The sequence below is a fragment of the Sporomusa sp. genome (assembly GCF_035561155.1).
In the GTDB taxonomy this organism is placed as follows: domain Bacteria; phylum Bacillota; class Negativicutes; order Sporomusales; family Sporomusaceae; genus Sporomusa.
Map to the genome: position 1 here is coordinate 24,676 of NZ_DATMYD010000057.1, position 18,058 is coordinate 42,733.

General features: G+C 46.4%; 15 protein-coding genes and 1 pseudogene. 14 read left to right on the forward strand and 2 right to left on the reverse strand.

Annotation, left to right across the window (positions count from 1 at the left end; genetic code table 11):
• The first annotated feature begins 571 nt into the window (after positions 1 to 571).
• Positions 572 to 1,537: a cupredoxin domain-containing protein gene (locus VN447_RS06850; RefSeq protein ID WP_325524160.1), complete on the forward strand. Its 966-nt coding sequence runs from the start codon at positions 572 to 574 to the stop codon at positions 1,535 to 1,537.
• A 73-nt stretch (positions 1,538 to 1,610) separates the two neighbouring features.
• On the forward strand, positions 1,611 to 1,781 hold the full coding sequence (locus VN447_RS23275; RefSeq protein WP_414714889.1) for a YgaP family membrane protein: 171 nt from the start codon (positions 1,611 to 1,613) through the stop codon (positions 1,779 to 1,781).
• A gap of 264 nt (positions 1,782 to 2,045) precedes the next feature.
• Here VN447_RS23275 and VN447_RS06855 read toward each other — a convergent pair whose 3' ends face one another.
• Together VN447_RS06855 and VN447_RS06860 are read right to left on the reverse strand one after the other, a co-directional pair.
• Entirely contained in the window at positions 2,046 to 2,375 is a 330-nt protein-coding gene (locus VN447_RS06855) for a small basic family protein (protein ID WP_325524183.1), read from the reverse strand.
• Positions 2,375 to 3,061, reverse strand: coding sequence for a DUF881 domain-containing protein (locus VN447_RS06860; protein WP_325524161.1), 687 nt, complete (start codon positions 3,059 to 3,061; stop codon positions 2,375 to 2,377). The genes VN447_RS06855 and VN447_RS06860 overlap by 1 nt, the downstream gene beginning before the upstream one ends.
• A gap of 283 nt (positions 3,062 to 3,344) precedes the next feature.
• Here VN447_RS06860 and VN447_RS06865 point away from each other — a divergent pair, with 283 nt between their 5' ends.
• From VN447_RS06865 to VN447_RS06920, 12 genes and pseudogenes are all read left to right on the forward strand, one after another.
• Positions 3,345 to 4,766: a multicopper oxidase family protein gene (locus VN447_RS06865; RefSeq protein ID WP_325524163.1), complete on the forward strand. Its 1,422-nt coding sequence runs from the start codon at positions 3,345 to 3,347 to the stop codon at positions 4,764 to 4,766.
• 175 nt (positions 4,767 to 4,941) lie between these two features.
• Positions 4,942 to 6,249 carry a sulfite exporter TauE/SafE family protein gene (locus VN447_RS06870; RefSeq protein WP_325524165.1) on the forward strand — a complete coding sequence of 436 codons (1,308 nt, stop codon included), beginning with the start codon at positions 4,942 to 4,944 and terminating at the stop codon, positions 6,247 to 6,249.
• Between the two features lie 288 nt (positions 6,250 to 6,537).
• A complete protein-coding gene (locus VN447_RS06875; RefSeq protein ID WP_325524167.1) occupies positions 6,538 to 6,963 on the forward strand; it encodes a SoxR reducing system RseC family protein in 426 nt (141 codons plus the stop codon).
• Positions 6,964 to 7,103: 140 nt separating this feature from the next.
• Positions 7,104 to 8,819, forward strand: a complete 1,716-nt coding sequence (locus VN447_RS06880) for a methyl-accepting chemotaxis protein (RefSeq protein WP_325524169.1) — start codon at positions 7,104 to 7,106, stop codon at positions 8,817 to 8,819.
• A gap of 64 nt (positions 8,820 to 8,883) precedes the next feature.
• Positions 8,884 to 9,579 (forward strand): response regulator transcription factor, encoded by a 696-nt coding sequence (locus tag VN447_RS06885; protein ID WP_325524171.1) that lies wholly within the window; start codon positions 8,884 to 8,886, stop codon positions 9,577 to 9,579.
• On the forward strand, positions 9,572 to 10,786 hold the full coding sequence (locus VN447_RS06890) for a sensor histidine kinase (RefSeq protein WP_325524173.1): 1,215 nt from the start codon (positions 9,572 to 9,574) through the stop codon (positions 10,784 to 10,786). The genes VN447_RS06885 and VN447_RS06890 overlap by 8 nt, the downstream gene beginning before the upstream one ends.
• A gap of 733 nt (positions 10,787 to 11,519) precedes the next feature.
• Positions 11,520 to 12,248 (forward strand): response regulator transcription factor, encoded by a 729-nt coding sequence (locus tag VN447_RS06895; RefSeq protein WP_325524175.1) that lies wholly within the window; start codon positions 11,520 to 11,522, stop codon positions 12,246 to 12,248.
• Between the two features lie 350 nt (positions 12,249 to 12,598).
• Positions 12,599 to 12,946 (forward strand): stage II sporulation protein P, encoded by a 348-nt coding sequence (locus tag VN447_RS06900; RefSeq protein WP_325524177.1) that lies wholly within the window; start codon positions 12,599 to 12,601, stop codon positions 12,944 to 12,946.
• A 216-nt stretch (positions 12,947 to 13,162) separates the two neighbouring features.
• A complete protein-coding gene (locus VN447_RS06905) occupies positions 13,163 to 14,311 on the forward strand; it encodes a murein hydrolase activator EnvC family protein (RefSeq protein WP_325524179.1) in 1,149 nt (382 codons plus the stop codon).
• Positions 14,312 to 14,487: 176 nt separating this feature from the next.
• A complete protein-coding gene (locus VN447_RS06910) occupies positions 14,488 to 14,850 on the forward strand; it encodes a metalloregulator ArsR/SmtB family transcription factor (protein WP_325524181.1) in 363 nt (120 codons plus the stop codon).
• Positions 14,851 to 15,074: 224 nt separating this feature from the next.
• Positions 15,075 to 15,401, forward strand: a pseudogene (locus tag VN447_RS23280) (cation transporter); the annotation flags it as partial.
• A 45-nt stretch (positions 15,402 to 15,446) separates the two neighbouring features.
• Positions 15,447 to 17,588, forward strand: a complete 2,142-nt coding sequence (locus VN447_RS06920) for a heavy metal translocating P-type ATPase (RefSeq protein ID WP_325524185.1) — start codon at positions 15,447 to 15,449, stop codon at positions 17,586 to 17,588.
• The last annotated feature ends 470 nt before the right edge of the window (positions 17,589 to 18,058 follow it).

Sequence of the window (18,058 nt, forward strand, 5' to 3'; positions counted from 1 at the left end):
ATCGGTACGGTAATTTCAATAGCTTTGATAGCCTCAGGTATTTATTGCTTTACAATGGCTGCCTTGGGAATGGGGACAGGGTTTTCTGTTATGGACTTTGTATATACTCTCCTCAATATCTGTTTGTGGACAGCGATACCTGTAATTATCCTGGGGGGGATATACTTAATTTACATCAGAAAAATTAGGTAAATGGATCATATTTGATATCGTTCTTATGAGTACGTTACGAATAAAAAACCATTGAAAAAGGAGTTTGAAGAATAGTGGACTGGAATATATTGCTATCGCTAGTATGTCCCTTGATAATGTTGTTCTGTATGAAAGGAATGTTTAGCGGACATAACCACGGGAATGTTAAGGACAAAACGGAACAATCTCAGGATTCTCCACAAGATTTACAATCTCTACAAAACAAGGTGGCTGAATTGACGGAACAAAACGCTTATCTTCTCAAGGAAATACAGTCTATAAAAGAATCCTTTTCCCCTGCAAATGGAATGAATGCTAATAATTCACTAAATAACTAAAATGACATCAATGGCTACAGACTCGAAAAGGAGGTATTTCTTTGCTCGTATTTATAACTATCTTCATTGCCATTATTGTGACAGGTTACGTAGTGGTATTAACGTATCGGTACAAAGAGAAACTAACGTGTATGGCGGCCATGATGATTGCTATGACGGCCGCTATGATGTCAAGCATGTTGCTTGGTACAGTTCTAGGTACACTCGCGAACGGAAATCTGTTGCTCCCAACTGTTATGGCCGTTTCTACAGGAATGATTACGGGATATTTTACTGGTAAGCCTGTGAGTCTAATGGCTGCGATAGACGGCATGATGTCCGGCATCATGGGTGGTATGATGGGCGTCATGCTTGGCGTTATGGTTCTCTACCAGTCGCCTGCACTTATGATTGGATTTATCAACTTGATTTTTATCGTGGTCATGTTTTTTTTAGTCAGGCTGATTCATGAGGAAGCGGGCGTTAGCGAAAAAAGCAGCAAGTCTTGGGCCAAAGAGGATCACGTCGATAATATTCTCGTTCGCAAGTGGTATATTATTCCTGTCGCTTTCATTTTGCTATTTTCCATGGCTAAACTTTCAGGTAACGGAGCCTTAGATCTGCAAAATGTTTTTGGCCTTTCGGCGATATCGACGAAGGAATCTAAACCTTCAGGCAACGGGGGATCTCTACAAGATTCTTTTGGCTCTTCAGAAGCATTACGGAAGGAATCCATTGTCCAGACTGCCAAACAAAATGACGGATATCAGGAGGTCGATATAATCGTTGGACAAAATAGGTATACACCTGAGGAATTTACAGTAAAATCAGGTATTCCAGTGAAGGTTAACTTTAAGAAGGCATATAACGGTGGATGCCTGTCTAGTTTAGTCATAAAAGATTTTGATATTCGTCAAGAGTTGAAAAAGGGGATAACGACGGTAGAATTTACTCCCAATAAACCTGGCAAATACCCGTTTACTTGCAGCATGGGAATGTTTGGGGGCTATATAAACGTTGAACCATAGGTAATGGGAGTAAGGTTACATTTTCTATTAATATATTCTAAATCAGGGTATCCTAGGCTTAGGGGTGAAAAACGTGGAACTTGACTGGGTAAAGAACTTAGGAACTGCCGATAGAATAATGAGAATAATCATTGGGGCAACTCTACTTGTGTTAGTCATAACAAACAACGTATCAGGATGGTGGGCAACTGGAGCCGTAATTTTGGCTATCATTCAGTTTTTTGAAGCTTTTTTTGGGTACTGAATTGTTTATGATCTGATGGGTTGGTCAACCCGTAGAATTAAATCTTAAAGCATGTGCAACCACCAAGGCGAGTCTAATCTTATAACCCTACATAATAAAAGAACCTGTATAGCCATAACATGGTCAATACAGGTTCTTCTCGTTATGTGTTAGTCCTTGCCGGAAATGCAGCGCATATTAACGCTGGACTGGCGGATTTGGAAAGCATCCGGTAAAAATTATGGTAAGGAAGCCCAAAGTGCCTACTCCTGACATGTAGCGCCTTTACCGTTTAAGCATATGACGGCGGATAATGGCCAGGTTTTGGAAAATACGCAGACCAAACGCCAGTAGAGCCACATAATAGAGGTCAATGCCGATACGCTCGCCAACATAGACTAAAACAGCTGCCATAAGAGCGTTAGTAAAGAACCCGGTAATAAAGACAACATTATCAAAATGACTGCTCAGTACGGCCCGCAGTCCGCCAAACACCGAATCCAGTGAGGCCAAGAGCGCAATCGACATAAATTTGGCATATTGTGCAGGAACAGTTATGGGAAACGCCATACCTATACCAAGGCCAAGGAGTAGTCCTGTCAGTGGCAACCACATCACTTACCAGCCTCCTTCATGGGTTGTGCATGTTGAAACTGAAAGCCGCCAATGTAGGCTGGAATCTGTACATCAGGTTTCTGGGAAACAGTAATCTTAATTCCCCAGAAGGACAATGTTTCGATAACCCCGCCCCGCATCTTTAGCGAATTCTCCAGCGTTGCCGGGTCGCCGATTGCCCTTATCTCAAAGGGGGCAGCAAAGGGTGTGCCATTGACTGCCATAGATTGTCCATTTTGTCGAATTCCCGAGCCAGTAATCAGGCGCTGATTATTGATGGCAATGGCTTCGGCACCTCCCGCCCGCAGCTCGTTTAGGATTTTGAGCATGTCCTCTGCCCTAATTAAATATAAGTCAGAGCTTCTATTATCTACGGTTGGTTTACGATCTTCCTCTACAGCAACAACAATGCCGGGACCTGCCAGGGCTATTGTACCCGCTCCCATGGCAATGCGCTGAATCTCTTTATAAGACGCGTTGCCGCCAGTGGCCTGTAATTCCCGTACTTGAGATTGCAGGCTGTCTCTTTCCTTTTCGGCAGAGCTTAGCCGCAGTGTTAAATCTTCTGCTCGTTGATTTTGTAGAGAATACCGGAAGTCTTGATTGCTCTTAAATTGCACTGCCAGCATGATACCTAAAACAACACATACCAAGCTAATGGCGGCTTGGCCTTTTTTCAGTAACATAAAACCACCTCTAAAATAGTATACTGCGGAGCCTTGATAATAAGAGTATATCAACATTGTCGCATTATGCGTATAGGTTATATATTAACAGAAAACAAATGGACAGTAAATCACATAAGTTCTTCAGCTACGCCGTAAGAACTAATTTTTACCGAATTGCTAAATATCTTGTACAGGTCATAGCAAGTTCATAAGTTTTTCATATTTTTATGATATACTTGTCATAAGAATATCTAAAAAACCGATCCGATATTATTAAAACATCCAGAAAGGGGGATTTATTATGGTATCCAAAAAAACGATTGCACTCAGTCTTCTGGCAGTATCTGCCGCCATTGCTTTTTCCTTCAGCACCTTTGTAGGCCAGGCCGCCGACATCAAGTTGGACATGAAAGAGGTTAACTGGGAGATTAAGCCGGGGCTGACTACTAAGGTTTGGAGTTATGGCGGGACTGTACCGGGAACGCCAATTATTGTTAAAAAGGGCGAGACAGTAAACATTTCGGGCGTGAATAACTTACCTTCGACAACAACCATTCACTGGCACGGCCTGGTGATACCAAACGACCAGGATGGTCCGGGAAAAACCATCAAACCTGGCGAAAAGTACTCCTACTCCTTTAAAGTGAACGAATCCGGTACCTATTGGTATCATTCCCACTATCGCCCTGTACTTGACCAGGTTGACAATGGATTGTATGCCCCTATTATTGTTAAAGCACCGGAAGACGATAAATACAGCGGCGATCATATCTATGTCTTAGATGACTGGTACCTTGATGCAAACGGCAATCGCCTCCAAGGGACAGCCAGAGGCAATATGGAGCGATTCGGTAATATCGAGACAGTAAACGGCAAATCAGGTTCAGCTATTGAACCATTAGTCATGCGCAAAGGCGAACTCCACAAGCTGCGTTTTATTAACGCCTCGACTGCTGCCGTTCATACCATTAAGATATCCGGGCACCGCTTCCGGGTTACCCATACTGATGGACATCCTCTGCCACAGCCGTACGAGACAGACGTACTGACCTTATCGCCTGGCGAGCGCCTTGACGCTGAGGTGGCAGCAGTCGGTGATGTAGGTCAAGCCTATACAATGGAAAGCGAACGCAGTGAACTAGGGATCAAAATCCCCATACAATACCAACAAGGGCAAGTCGCCACTGTAGCATCACCTTTTGTCGCACCGCAACCGAAAGGGTTTGCCGGCATCGAAAACCGCACCCCTGACTTTACGCTTGACCTGAATTCAGTGATGGACATGCCATCTCATGGTGCCAATCCGGCGCCTGCCGCACCGGCGGGCGGGCATGGTGGTCATGGAGCGCCGGCTCCGAGTATGACCAATGAGATGCAGATGCAGGGTGGCATGCGTTGGACCATTAACGGCAAATCGTACCCTGATGTTGCCGCGTTACAGGTTAAGCTCGGACAAATTGTGAAGGTTCGGATTGTCAACAATGACATCAACACAGCCGAAAAAATGGATCACCCCATCCACATTCACGGCACTGAATTCCAGATTGTATCCCAAAACGGGAAAGCTCCCGAACGGGAAATGTGGAAAGATACCGTCAATGTGCCTGCCGGTGAGTATGTAGATATCGCCTTTACGATGACTAACCCTGGTACCTGGATGCTCCACTGCCACATTCTCGACCACGAAGATGGCGGCATGATGACTACTGTTGTAGCTAAATAGAGGGATAGAGAGTCGTTGTAATAAATTAGCTATAGGAAACGGGATATTCAATGCCAACACTGGCACGAATATCCCGCTTTTGTTTTCCTCTTTCACAAAATGTTCTGCTCAACTCATAAATCCAGAGGGAACCCATATAATAATGGTATATGCTGGAATATGAGGGGTGCTGGATATGAGCATCATGCAAAAATCTCTTCAAATAGGTGATATGCAGTGCCGGTCGTGTGAGAAGCGAATTGAGCAGGCACTGCAGCAGGTTGGCGGCGTAGTATACGTAAAGGCCAGCTACACAGCAGGAAACGTGCGGGTGAAATTCGATACTGAGCAGTGCGCATCCACGACAATCAAACAGGCCATTCATGGTGCAGGCTACACCGTCGGTGTGCCCGTGCGGTCAAAAGCTAGAGTTAAAGATACGATAGGTATGTTGCTGGTTTTTCTGTTTATCCTATTGCTGGGGCAGTTCGGAACCGGTTTCAATACAAACAGCCAACTACCAGGCCAAGTGACATATCTCCTGCTTTTTGCGGTAGGCCTTTTAACCTCGCTTCATTGTGTCGGCATGTGTGGTGGCATAATGCTTTCGCAAAGTGTTACCGTATCCGGTGGTGGCAAATTCTCGGCATTAAAGCCGTCGCTGGCCTATAACGCAGGCAGGCTTACAGGGTACACCTTGCTGGGGGCGATTGTCGGGGCAGTTGGTTCAGTAGTCTCGCTGTCGCTAGGTGTAATCGCTGGCATTAACCTATTTGCCGGGATATTTATGATACTGATGGGCTTAAACCTTGCTGGATTAAATTTTCTAAGAAAATACCTAAAACTACCGTTGCCGTCGTTGACCTCTTCGTCGCGCATAAAAACACCATACTGGGTAGGTGTAGTAAACGGGTTAATGCCCTGTGGGCCGCTACAGACCATGCAACTATATGCATTAGGGACCGGAAGCGCTGCTGTAGGGGCAATGTCGATGTTTGTTTTTGCACTAGGCACCTTGCCGCTGATGCTTGCCTGTGGAACACTTACCAGCCTGTTTAGCAAAGATGCAACTGCCAGATTGTTACGTTTGAGCGGCGTGTTTGTTATAGTACTAGGCATAGTCATGACCAATCGTGGTCTGGCCCTGGTGGGGGTTGATACAGTTCCGGGCCTAGTGGCTGGCACAAAAACCAAGGTAGCAGAGGTAAAACAGGAACCCAACAATGACGTTCAAATCATCCGTATGACTGCAGACAGGAATGGCTATCAGCCAAGCGTCTTCTATGTGCAAAAAGGGATACCGGTAAAATGGATCATTGAGGGTAAGGCAATCAACTCCTGCAACAATGAGGTTGTTGTACCTACCTTACAAATTAAGAAGAAATTAACTAAGGGAGAAAACATTATTGAATTTACGCCTACAGAGGGGGATGTTACCTTTAGTTGCTGGATGGGAATGATACGAGGGGTCATCAAGGTAGTAGATGGCGCGAATCGAAAATAGTATATCTGTGGGGAGCAAAATCCAGGTGTTATTCAGAGTGATTGGAAGTATCCTGCAAGGGGAGACCCTGCAGGATATTTTGTTTTATCGCCTATGAGATTTCAGACTATATGAAGTGAGACTAAGCCCCTACTATCTCCCCCTTAAGTTCGCACACCGCTGCCTATTTCGATACAGGACATATCAGTTCTCAGAAAAACTCATAATATCTTCACGCCCTATTCATAAGTAATTCATATTTGATTTGTATAATATAGGTAAATGAATTTGAAAACGGAGAGTGGGAATATGCAAAAACAGCAAGAAGGTATTGTTCTGGAAGTAATCGGCAAGATGGCTAAGGTTAAGGCTAGCCGGCATAGCGACTGTGAAAACTGTGGCTCATGCCCAGGCAATACAGCCATCGTCGTTGAGGCCCTAAACTCGGTGGATGCCAAACCAGGTCAGCGAGTAGCTATTGAGATTCGCGAGGTGAATATGCTCAAAGCAGCATTTATTGTCTACATGGCACCACTACTTGCGGCTTTCGCCGGTGCGCTGTCAGGAAATTATGCAGCTGCCTATATCGGGATGGACAGCTTACTGACATCAATAGCCGGGGGTGTTGGCTTTTTTACACTCGCGGTGTGGTATGTTAAACACTTTGATCGTATGGCGCGTACCGATGAGCGGATGCGGCCGGTGGTAGTAGCTATACTATCCAAGAATATGTAAAAATTCCTGTAGAGTGGCAGAGTAAAAGGATATAGAGCATAATGTACCGAAATAGACCAATGGCACCATATCGGTAAATAAGATCATAGGCTAATCCGGAAGTGTAAACAAAGCAATTTGTGAGAGGGGTTTTAAGGAAGATGCAATGGTTTCGGAATTTACCAACAGCACGGAAAATACTTAGCTTAGTACTAATGATGGTGGTGTTTTCGGGCATTATTGGTTATGTAGGTTTTAAGGCAACAACCCATATTAAAAAGTCGCAAGATGACATGTATGCCAAAAATTTATTGCCGGTCAAATGGGTTAACGCTGCCCGCAGCCAGTCGCAGGCTGCTCTAGGTATTACTATGGAAGTCCTCCTGGCTGACATGGATAAAACCAAAGAAAACAAACTGCTTGCTGAAGCCAAGACCCGGATGGATGATGTGGAGCAACTATTTAAGCAATACGAGACGGTGGTTCGTGATGATGACAAAGAAAAACTCTTGCAAATTGAAAAGATGTTTAGTACCTATCATCAGGAACGACATAAGGCGATAGAATTGGCGTTGGCGGGTAAGAAACAGGAAGCCTACGCATATTTTGAGAAAAAGGCTGCCGGGCATGTGGAGCATGCTAACAGTATGCTGGAGGAAATGGCCAACAACGAGGCCAAACAAGCTGCCACCCGGGCAGAGCACAGCGCTAAGGAGGCCTCTGAGGCCATTACCTGGATTATCGCTATAACAGGTATAGCTATGGTAGCCGCATTTGGACTGGGGCGCTATATTGCCCGGGTTATTGTCAATCCGTTGCAGAATATGGTTGAACGGGCCGAAGAAATGGCCAAAGGAGATTTCACCGGCAAGACTGTTTTCGTGCTATCCCAAGACGAGATTGGGCAGCTTGGCCAAGCGTTTACTATTATGACAGAGAACCTGCGTAAACTAGTATCACAAGTTACAGACTCAGTCGAGCAGGTAGCCGCTGCCTCGGCCGTCCTGACCGAGGGCGCTGAGCAATCAGCTCAGGCGTCTACCCAGGTCGCCGGGTCGGTTATGCAAGTCGCCCAAGGGACACAACAACAATCCCAAGCGGTAAACGAAACGTCTGGCATAGTAGATAAGATGTCAGCTAGCATTCAGCATGTAGCCGAAAACGCCGGTACTGTGGTTGGGGTTGCCAACCAAGGGGCCCATACCGCTCAAGAGGGTAATAAGGCTGTAGCAGCGGCTGTCCGGCAAATGGCCAGCATTGAGGGAACGGTGGCTAATCTGGCAACACTAGTGACTAAACTAGGCGTACGGTCAAATGAGATAGGGCAAATCGTTGATACCATTGCCGGTATCGCCAGCCAGACGAATTTGCTGGCACTTAATGCAGCCATTGAAGCTGCCAGAGCCGGGGAACAGGGGCGCGGTTTTTCCGTGGTCGCCGAAGAAGTGCGCAAGCTTGCCGAACAATCGCAAGAGGCGGCTAAGCAGATTGCCGCGCTAATTAGTGAAATTCAGGGTGATACTACACAAGCCGTTACCGCCATGGAATCGGGAACTAAGGAAGTTAGAGCAGGTACCGAGGTGGTAAACACAGCCGGGTACGCATTTGAACAAATCATGGTGCTTGTAGAACAGGTATCCGCCCAAGTTACCGACATTTCGGCTTCCATTCATGAAGTAGCAGGTGGCAGCCGTCAGATAGTAAGCTCTATACAAAATATCGAACAAATCAGTAAGAATACCGCCGCTGAAGCACAAACCATCTCGGCGGCAACTCAGGAGCAGTCGGCTTCCATGGAAGAAATGGCGGCTTCAAGCCAACGTTTGGCTCATATGGCTCAGCAACTGGAGGATGCAGTGCAAAAGTTTAAAGTCTAAATTAAGACTGGCGTCTGTTTATGGCGCCAGTCTTTGCTAAAGGATATTACTGGGAGGGAAAAACATGTCACAAAGATCGGTTTTAATTGTTGATGATGATGTAAAACTGGTAGAGTTGCTGCAATTGTATTTTCAAAAAGATGGATTTGTTGTATTCACCGCGAATGATGGTCTTGCCGCTTTGAAAATCGCTCGTGAGAAAGGGCCCGATATCCTGGTGCTTGACTTAATGCTGCCAGGGATGGATGGCTGGGACATCTGCAGAACGCTACGGCGGGATAGCGAGGTACCCATCTTAATGCTGACTGCCCGGGATGAAGAGAGCGACAGATTAATTGGCCTGGAGATTGGCGCCGATGATTATGTGACTAAGCCGTTTAGCCCCAAGGAAGTCGTGGCACGCGTTAAGGCTATCTTGCGCCGGACAAAGGGAACAACTACTAAGCCCGTACCGCTTCGAATGGGGGATGTTGTCATTGACCTGGAACAATATCAGGTAACAAAGGGGGGACAACCTGTTGAGCTCACGCCGACCGAGTTTAAGATACTGGAACTGTTGGCGGCTAATCCAGGTCGGGTATTCAACCGACTGCAGATCGTTGAGCAGACCCAGGGCTATTCCTTCGAGGGCTATGAACGCACCGTTGACGCGCATGTTAAGAATCTGCGGCGAAAAATTGAGGATAACCCGAAAGAGCCGGTATACATCCAAACTGTCTATGGTGTAGGCTACCGTATGGCAGGTACCCAAAATGAATAGCATAATTTACCGGATTACAGGACTCATGTTTCTGGCAGTAGCCATAACCGTGTTTTTGCTTATTTATTTGGCTAACACGCAAATGACTGATTTGTTCCAGGAGTATGTTACCGTTCAGCAAATGGAAATGCACCGCAGTATGATGACTCACATGAACCCAGGCGGTCATGGGCAGGTTGTCATGATGGGAACATCAGAGCAAAACTTTTTAACATCAGTACATCAGTCGCTCATCTGGGTTGGCGTATCCTTATTAGTAGCCGGGTTGGCGGCAAGCTATGCCTTGGCCCGCAGTATTACCATACCCTTGCGCAAAGTAAGCGCCGCTGCTTTGGAGATTGAGAGGGGTAACTTTGTCCAGAAAGTTCCCGTAACCTCCAAAGATGAAGTGGGAAGTCTTGCCGTGATATTTAACAGCATGGCGGAAACACTTGATAATAACAGTAAGTTAAGGCAGCAGTTTCTCGCCAACATAGCCCATGAACTACGCACCCCGCTCGCTGTTATCCAAGGCCACCTGGAGGGAATGATTGATGGCATCATTGAGCCTAACCAAAAACAGTTGACTTCCCTCCACGAAGAAGCTGTCCGTTTATCACGGCTAATCAAAGACTTGAAGGACTTGTCGCTTGCGGAAGTTCGCCAACTGTCATTGGAGGTCAAAGAGGTTGCCGTCAATCAGACGATTGAGCAGGCCTTGTATATGCTAAAACCGCTTGCTGATGAAAAAGAAATCACCATTGAGCAAAGCCTGATGCAGGGGCTGCCCCCAATTACGGCTGATGCAGATAGAATTTGCCAGATATTCTATAACCTTATTACTAACGCTATTCGCTATACTGCGAACGGCGGGCAAGTAACTGTTTCTACCGGGCTAACAAAGCTGGAAGAGCAAGACTGGATAAAGGTCACTGTCGCCGACAATGGCCCAGGTATTAACACTGCCGATTTACCTTATATTTTTGACCATTTTTACCGGGGCGATAAATCACGGGATCGAAAAAGTGGGGGTACAGGCCTTGGTCTAGCTATCGTGAAACAACTTGCAGAGATTCACGGTGGTAAAGTGCAGGTAGAGAGCACAGTAGGCAAGGGTAGCTCTTTTTATGTTATGTTGCCTGCAAAAGTTCACGAAAAAGCCATAATATCTTCATCGGTTCTTCACAGTGATCGTGTATTATATACATATCAAGACAAAGCAAACTAAATGTAGCGGAGTGATGGCAGATGATGTGGATTCTGTTTTTTATGAACTTGTTTGTAATAATTTATGTTATCAATGTAATTGCAAAACTGAAGGCGAACGAAGATATGGAGTAGTAATAGCGACCCGGATGGTTAAGCACCATCTGGTTTATATAAATAAACCTCCCCCTCTTTGTAAGACCCTAGCTCAAGCTGGGGTCTGTTATCTTGTTATCAGTAAATTATATTGAAAGTATATGACAGGCAAAGCCCTGGGTTTCTTACACTGGATATACCCATAGAAGCTTTTTCAAGTTACAGAACGAAAAGATTCACAAGATTTTCATTATTAATTCATGGGTTCTTCATAATTGTATGGTATCTTTAAAGTAATAGATTTCCAAGACCAGCTGATTAAAGTCAGGCAAAACTTGTAAAAATCTTAAGAATAATTGTAGTTTGAAGGGAGTGCGGCAAAGTTGGGTCAACCAGTGGTTTGGGGTGGGACTTCACCGGCCCCGGGGATTCGACTACTCCGGTCTGTACAAACGTGTACCGGTAAGCATTACATAACCTGCCTCGTACCATAGATCTACGGTTTCTGGTGGGTAGGAGGTATCACTGTTACTCCCCGGCCGTGTGACCTGGTAAATTTTACAACATATGAATCGCGCGCATCCTATGTAGGGATTTATATTGGCGGTGGTTATTCGGTGTCTCATTTCAAATAGCAAAATAATGACCGAGGTGGCAGGATGCAAAGAACAAACCAATTCTATGTGCTTATGGTGACGAAAGACTTGGAAATGGCGAAGGTGTTGAAGACACTTTTAGAAAATGATTGTTTTCGACTATATAGAGCTGCTTCTGGCGACGAAACGTGGCAGCTTCTGACAACCTGGAAGCCGGATCTCATCATTCTTGATATTGTGTTACCAGATTCTGATGGCTGGGAAATGTTAACTCAGATCAAAGGAAAAACGGATATTCCGATCATTGTAGTCGGTAAGAATGGTGAAGAATGTGAACGACCAAAAGCCTTAGCAGCAGGTGCTGATGACTACCTGATAAAACCGTTTAATTGCCGGGACATTGTAGAAAGTGCGAAAGTCATCCTGCGGCAAGAGACTAGCGAACCAAAGCCAAGTGAGATTTTTCAGGCTGGCGACCTGGCAATTAACCTGGAAAATTTCCAAGTCACTTACAAGGGACGTGACATTACATTGACACTGACCGAGTTTAGAATCTTGGGAATGCTGGTTTTGCACTCAGAGCAGACACTAAATCGGGCAGATATTATTGAGATGATATGGGGTAAAAATTTGAAAGGAACTACACGTTCGATTGATGCCCATATTCACTCGCTAAGACGGAAATTAGCGGAAAATATAGGAGAACACGAATATATTCAAACAGTCCATGGAGTGGGTTATCGGTTTGCCAGCGGCAACAAATTGAGAAGTAGCATGTCTGGTATACTTTAGTTTTGAGATTAGAGTGGAATTGAATATGAGTATGACCCAGTATAGGGAACTGCTGGCGTCAATCAAATGAACCACAGTTATGGGGTGGAATCCCGGGCAAGGTGGGACCACATATGAAACATCAATTTGCAAATATAATTTGAACCTTAAATAATACAATTGGATAATAAGGTATTAAAAAGGTGTAAGTCTGCCATAGTCCCTCCGCAATCCCATAGGATACAAAAAAATTATACTAAATATAAAAATAAAAAGAAAGACAGCTTGCCATTATACCTCACATATCACAATAGCAGGTGGAAATAATAAAACGATGAACTGTTACTGAGCTTTTGATGGGAGGTATTTTCATGGCAGAGCACAAACCAAGACGCAATTATGGCTTATTTATCGGTGGTTTTACAGCCGGAGTACTTGTGGTAGCGGCGCTGTTATATTTTATAGCTCCCCAGTATCTGCCGCTGCCACAGCAAAAACCAGAGGTTCCGGCTAAATCGCCATACGAATATTATGTAATACTGGATGAAAAAAACAGCGCTACACTGATGTACGTGTCAGTAGTAACCGTTACTCCCGGTGATGAGTTGATTACCGAAGAAAACAAGCGGTATGTAATCACACGCGTGGAAGAAAACCTGGCCTACGCCCGCTATGTAGAAGATATAGAGATTAGAACGAAAAAAGAGGATGTTCCATAAGGTTAAAGCCAAGCAAAATAGAGTTAGCCCAAATTGCCAGCAAAAGCTATTGCTTTGTGCTGGCAATTTATGTTTGAAAGCTCGCTGCCCTCTTCCGGATACTTTTCGTGGCATAGAGCTCAGCTAACATTTCGCCGCAGGCAGGAATTTTGTTCGACTTGGCGAATAATATTTTGTCACATTATGCCTAACAGAGTGTTCTAAGTGGGGGTAACAATGCAAAAATGGATGAGACAGGCGGCAGCTATTTTTGTGCTGACCGTGACAATCGGTGTGACCGGTATGCCGGTTTTGCCAGTCTTAGCTGAGGATACAGCACAATACGAGAGCACGTTAGAAAGCCTATCCCGCAGGATGCGGGAACAATTTGGCAAGGTAAATCAAATCAAACAAGAAGTCAATACCGCAGCAGGTCAGCTTGATGCTATTGAGAATGACCTGGAGCGCAATACAAACGAGCTAAAGTCGGTAGAGAGCCGGCTGATGGCGACACAAAAACAGGTAGATGAAAACAAGGAACTGCTCCAAAAGACCGAGCGTAGATTGGCTGACCGCTCGCAGGTGCTCAATAAGCGGGTGCGTGATATCTATATAAATGGTCAGATCAGTTATATTGATGTGTTGTTCGGTGCAACCGACTTTAGCGACTTTATCAACCGGTATGAGCTACTCAAGCAGGTGATGCGTGCTGACATGGAGCTGATTGCTCAGGCAAAAGCCGAGCGGGAATTGGTAACGAAGAAAAAAGCCGAACTTGAGCGCGACGTGGCAGCAATCCAAACCCTCCGCCAGCAGGCAGTGGAAAAACGTACCATGGTGGCCTCACGCTATCAGGCCAAGCGGGATGTACTCAACAACCTGGAAGCCGAGCAAAGCTCGGCCCAACGAGCTTATGACGAGCTGCAGCAGGCGTCCAGCCGAGTGGAAGAGATGATACGGGCGCGCAAACGCGGCCAAGCGCCAACAGGTGGACAGGTGACAGGTAACTATATATGGCCAGCCTCGGGGCCGATTACTTCGCCGTTTGGCTGGCGAACCCATCCAATCTTTGGCAATCAGCGTCTGCACGCCGGTGTTGACATTGGGGCTGACTATGGCGACTCTGTTATAGCGGCTGATGGCGGGGTAGTCATTACCGCCGGCTGGATTAGCGGCTATGGCAAAACAGTCATTATTGAACACAATGGCACCTATTCCACGCTGTACGGCCACAACTCAGAACTCCTAGTCGGCGAAGGCCAAGTAGTTCGTAAAGGCCAGCTCATTGCCCGAGTTGGCGAAACTGGTTATACAACAGGACCTGTCCTGCATTTTGAAGTGCGGGTGAACGGTGCACCCAATGACCCGCTTGGTTATTTGCCCTAATTAAAAAAAACAACAGTTGCCGGCCCTGTTTGGGGCTGGTTTTTTTCTTTGCTGGTACAGGCGGCTTCTTATTAGGACAAATATTTTTTTTGTTTGCACGCAAAACCTATTGACGTGTTGGAAAAGCCAATATATCATATACGTATGAATACGTCTTCATATATCGTGGAGGTTACATGAAACAAATAGAATGTGATGTGTGTGAAGAATTATGCGAGCATCCGCAAAGTATCTGCCTTGCCCGTGCAGAAGCTTTACCTGATGAGGATATGCAGCAAATTGCCGAGGTATTTAAAATACTTGGCGATTTAACACGGCTTAAAATTCTGCACGCTCTCTCCAAACGGGAGTTGTGCGTATGTGATATTGCTGCAGTCGTCAATATGGGGCAGTCTGCCGTGTCGCATCAGCTTAGACTGCTGCGGGGGGCACGCTTGGTTAAATATCGCAAAGAGGGTAAGATGGTCTGGTACTCTGTAGATGATGACCATATCGCGACACTTCTGGCTCAAGGAATAGAACATAATCAACATAGATAGGGGTGGGTGAATTGAAGTTTAAAAAAGCAACTGCAAGAAAAGCAGTAGAACAATGCGGCGATGGCTGCAACTGCTCTTCTAACACCAAGATACAAGAAACTGAGGCGGTAGCAGACACCTGCTCTTGTGGGTGTGACACTGGCGGAGAATGTTCTGACGGTGGCGCGCAAGCTCAACCGGCTAGTCCAAAACAGATAGTTTTTCAGGTTACAGGCATTACCTGTATGGACTGCGCCCAAAAATTTGAAAAGGATGTAGCCGCCCTGCCGGGCGTGGCCCGCGCTGTCCTAAATACCATGACGGGTAAATTGACTGTGGATGGAACAGTTGACTTAGAGACTGTCCGGCGGCTTGGGGCTGAACACGATTACACGGTAGACGTTGTCAGCGAGCCAGCAAGGCAGGCTTTCACTACATTTCAGGTAGACGGCATTTGCTGTATGGATTGTGCCGCTAAGTTTGAGAAGCAAGTTACAGCACTGCCGGGAGTCAGTAAAGTTAATTTCAATAAAGTAACAGGCAAGCTAGCTATCGACGGTACTGCTGACCTTGCTGCTATTCAGCGTCTGGGGGCAGAGGAGAATTATACCGTTACTTTGGTAGAGCCACTAGAAAGAGCCAATGCGCACCTGTTTCAGGTAGACGGCATTTGCTGCATGGACTGCGCGGCGAAATTTGAACAGGCAGTGGCAGCGCTCCCAGGAGTAACCAATGTTAACCTTAACAAAGTGACAGGCAAACTGGCACTGGAAGGTACAGCCGACTTAGAAGCCATCCGCCGTCTGGGGGCTGAGGAAAACTATACCATCAATCCTGTCGGTAAGGCGTCCTCCCCGGCACACCATAAAGCGCAGGCGGCCAGTAAAAAGAGCTGGGAACTCCGCCGGGCCATTGGTTCGGGTGTTGCCCTTGCCATCGGCTACGGCCTCGAAAAATTTGGCGTCCCGGCAACGGTGTTTATTCCTATTTATATAGTAGCCATGGTTCTCGGCGGCTGGGGCAACTTTAAAAAGGCTGCCCGTGCTTTACCGCGCATGAACTTTAATATGAGCGTACTTATGAGTATTGCCGTTATCGGGGCATTGGCTATCGGCCAATATGAAGAAGGCGCGTCAGTAGCTTTTCTCTACGCCATATCCGAAATGCTCGAAGCTTGGACAATGGATAAAGCCCGCAGGTCAATCCGCGACTTGATGGATATTGCGCCTAAGACGGCGCGAATACGGCGTGGCGGTAGTGAAATAGAAGTACCTGTAGAACAAATCGTAACTGGTGACATGATGATTATCCGGCCTGGCGAAAAAATCGCCATGGATGGCGTGATTGAAAAAGGCGAATCGGCTATTAATCAGGCAGCCATTACCGGCGAATCCATCCCGGCGGAAAAGGGCCCTGGCGCAGAAGTCTATGCTGGGACGCTTAATACGCATGGCTCGCTGGAAGTTAGGGTGACAAAGCTAGTCCAGGACACCACCATTGCCAAAATCATTCACATGGTGGAAGAGGCCCAGGGCAAACGCGCGCCGTCCCAAGCGTTTGTCGAAAAGTTCGCTGCCATATACACCCCCGTTGTTATGGCGTTGGCTGTGGGTATAATCTTTATTCCGCCTCTTTTCTTAGGCTATGAATGGGCTCCGTGGATTTACCGTGGCCTGGCGCTGTTGGTAGTTTCCTGTCCTTGCGCCCTGGTGGTATCCACGCCTGTGGCCATTGTCAGCGCGATTAGTAATGCGGCAAAAAATGGCGTATTAATTAAAGGCGGCGTCTACCTTGAAGAAATGGGTTCTCTATCAGCGATCGCTTTTGACAAAACAGGTACGCTTACCAAAGGGGAGCCTGTTGTCACCGATATAGTTCCGGTGGACGGCACATCACAGGCAGGACTTCTGCAATTAGCCGCTAACCTGGAAGCCCGCTCCGAACATCCTTTAGCCGTGGCTATCGTCAAAGCCGCCCAAGCCGAGAAGATGACAATTACTCCTGTTGAGGACTTTACCGCCATCACAGGACGCGGTGCACAAGGAACAATCAATGGACAAACAGTATATATCGGCAATCCACGCTTGTTTAATGAATTAGGCATATCGCTCGCCCCTGTAACAGAGCAAGTCGAGCGGTTGCAAAGCGAAGGCAAGACGGCCATGATTGCCGGTACCAAAGAAAAATTCCTGGGCCTCATCGCGGTCGCTGATGAAGTGCGGGATACCAGCGCCGCGGCCATCAAGGCATTGAAAACTGCAGGCATCCAGCACACCATCATGCTGACCGGCGACAACACCGCGACAGCCAAGGCTATGGCCGCACGGGTCGGTATTGACGAGTACCGGGCAGAGCTTTTACCCCAGGACAAGGTTACAGCCGTACAGGAACTCCTAGGCAAATACGGCAAAGTAGCCATGATTGGCGATGGCATCAATGATGCTCCCGCTCTGGCACTCTCCACTGTGGGCATTGCCATGGGTGGGGCAGGAACAGATACGGCGCTCGAAACCGCTGACATTGCGCTTATGGCAGACGACTTAAGCAAACTACCTTTCACCATCAGACTGAGCCAAAAGACGCTAAACATTATCAGGCAAAATATCGGTTTTTCCTTATTCATCAAAGCCGTTGCCGTACTGGCCGTATTCCCCGGCTGGCTCACCCTATGGCTGGCCATCCTGGCTGATATGGGAGCCTCCATCATTGTTACGCTAAACAGCCTACGCCTCATACAGGCGAATAGTAAGGAGAAGTAACCCTTGTATTTAGTACTTAGAGGGTGGTTAAATCACCCTCTAATATAAAAAATATATTTCATAGTCTCGCTGACCAGCAGGCCGAGTAATTGGCCGGACAAATCAAGCGGGTACTTGTTCGGCAGGCCTGATATACCGGTAAAAAAAATTGCAAAAGTGCCATTTTCTTCACAAAGAATTCATATTCTTTTGTTATACTGGAACCACAATTATTAAAAACCTTGCAGTGACTGGCAAAAGTGGTTAGTACGAATTTAGTTATCTTCCTTTTTTTTCGCAAGGTACTGATAATGAGTTTCATTATTAAGGGGAGAAGAATTCATCTGATGACCAAGTCGCTGGATAAGTTTGACTAAACTTCAGATGGGGTTAAACCTCCCACCTAAAGCTAAGTCTCTCTGTATAATGGATTGCAGTTATAAAAACGCTGGTAGCTGCCGGTGAGGGGTCGGGGGGGGGGGGGATAAGAC

Excerpts from the sequence above, each read along its gene's own strand:
- VN447_RS06855 (WP_325524183.1), bottom strand. The coding sequence starts at position 2,375 with ATGTGGTTGCCACTGACAGGACTACTCCTTGGCCTTGGTATAGGTATG.
- VN447_RS06860 (WP_325524161.1), bottom strand. The coding sequence starts at position 3,061 with ATGTTACTGAAAAAAGGCCAAGCCGCCATTAGCTTGGTATGTGTTGTT.
- VN447_RS06865 (WP_325524163.1), top strand. The coding sequence starts at position 3,345 with ATGGTATCCAAAAAAACGATTGCACTCAGTCTTCTGGCAGTATCTGCC.
- VN447_RS06870 (WP_325524165.1), top strand. The coding sequence starts at position 4,942 with ATGAGCATCATGCAAAAATCTCTTCAAATAGGTGATATGCAGTGCCGG.
- VN447_RS06875 (WP_325524167.1), top strand. The coding sequence starts at position 6,538 with ATGCAAAAACAGCAAGAAGGTATTGTTCTGGAAGTAATCGGCAAGATG.
- VN447_RS06880 (WP_325524169.1), top strand. The coding sequence starts at position 7,104 with ATGCAATGGTTTCGGAATTTACCAACAGCACGGAAAATACTTAGCTTA.
- VN447_RS06885 (WP_325524171.1), top strand. The coding sequence starts at position 8,884 with ATGTCACAAAGATCGGTTTTAATTGTTGATGATGATGTAAAACTGGTA.
- VN447_RS06890 (WP_325524173.1), top strand. The coding sequence starts at position 9,572 with ATGAATAGCATAATTTACCGGATTACAGGACTCATGTTTCTGGCAGTA.
- VN447_RS06895 (WP_325524175.1), top strand. The coding sequence starts at position 11,520 with ATGCAAAGAACAAACCAATTCTATGTGCTTATGGTGACGAAAGACTTG.
- VN447_RS06900 (WP_325524177.1), top strand. The coding sequence starts at position 12,599 with ATGGCAGAGCACAAACCAAGACGCAATTATGGCTTATTTATCGGTGGT.
- VN447_RS06905 (WP_325524179.1), top strand. The coding sequence starts at position 13,163 with ATGCAAAAATGGATGAGACAGGCGGCAGCTATTTTTGTGCTGACCGTG.
- VN447_RS06910 (WP_325524181.1), top strand. The coding sequence starts at position 14,488 with ATGAAACAAATAGAATGTGATGTGTGTGAAGAATTATGCGAGCATCCG.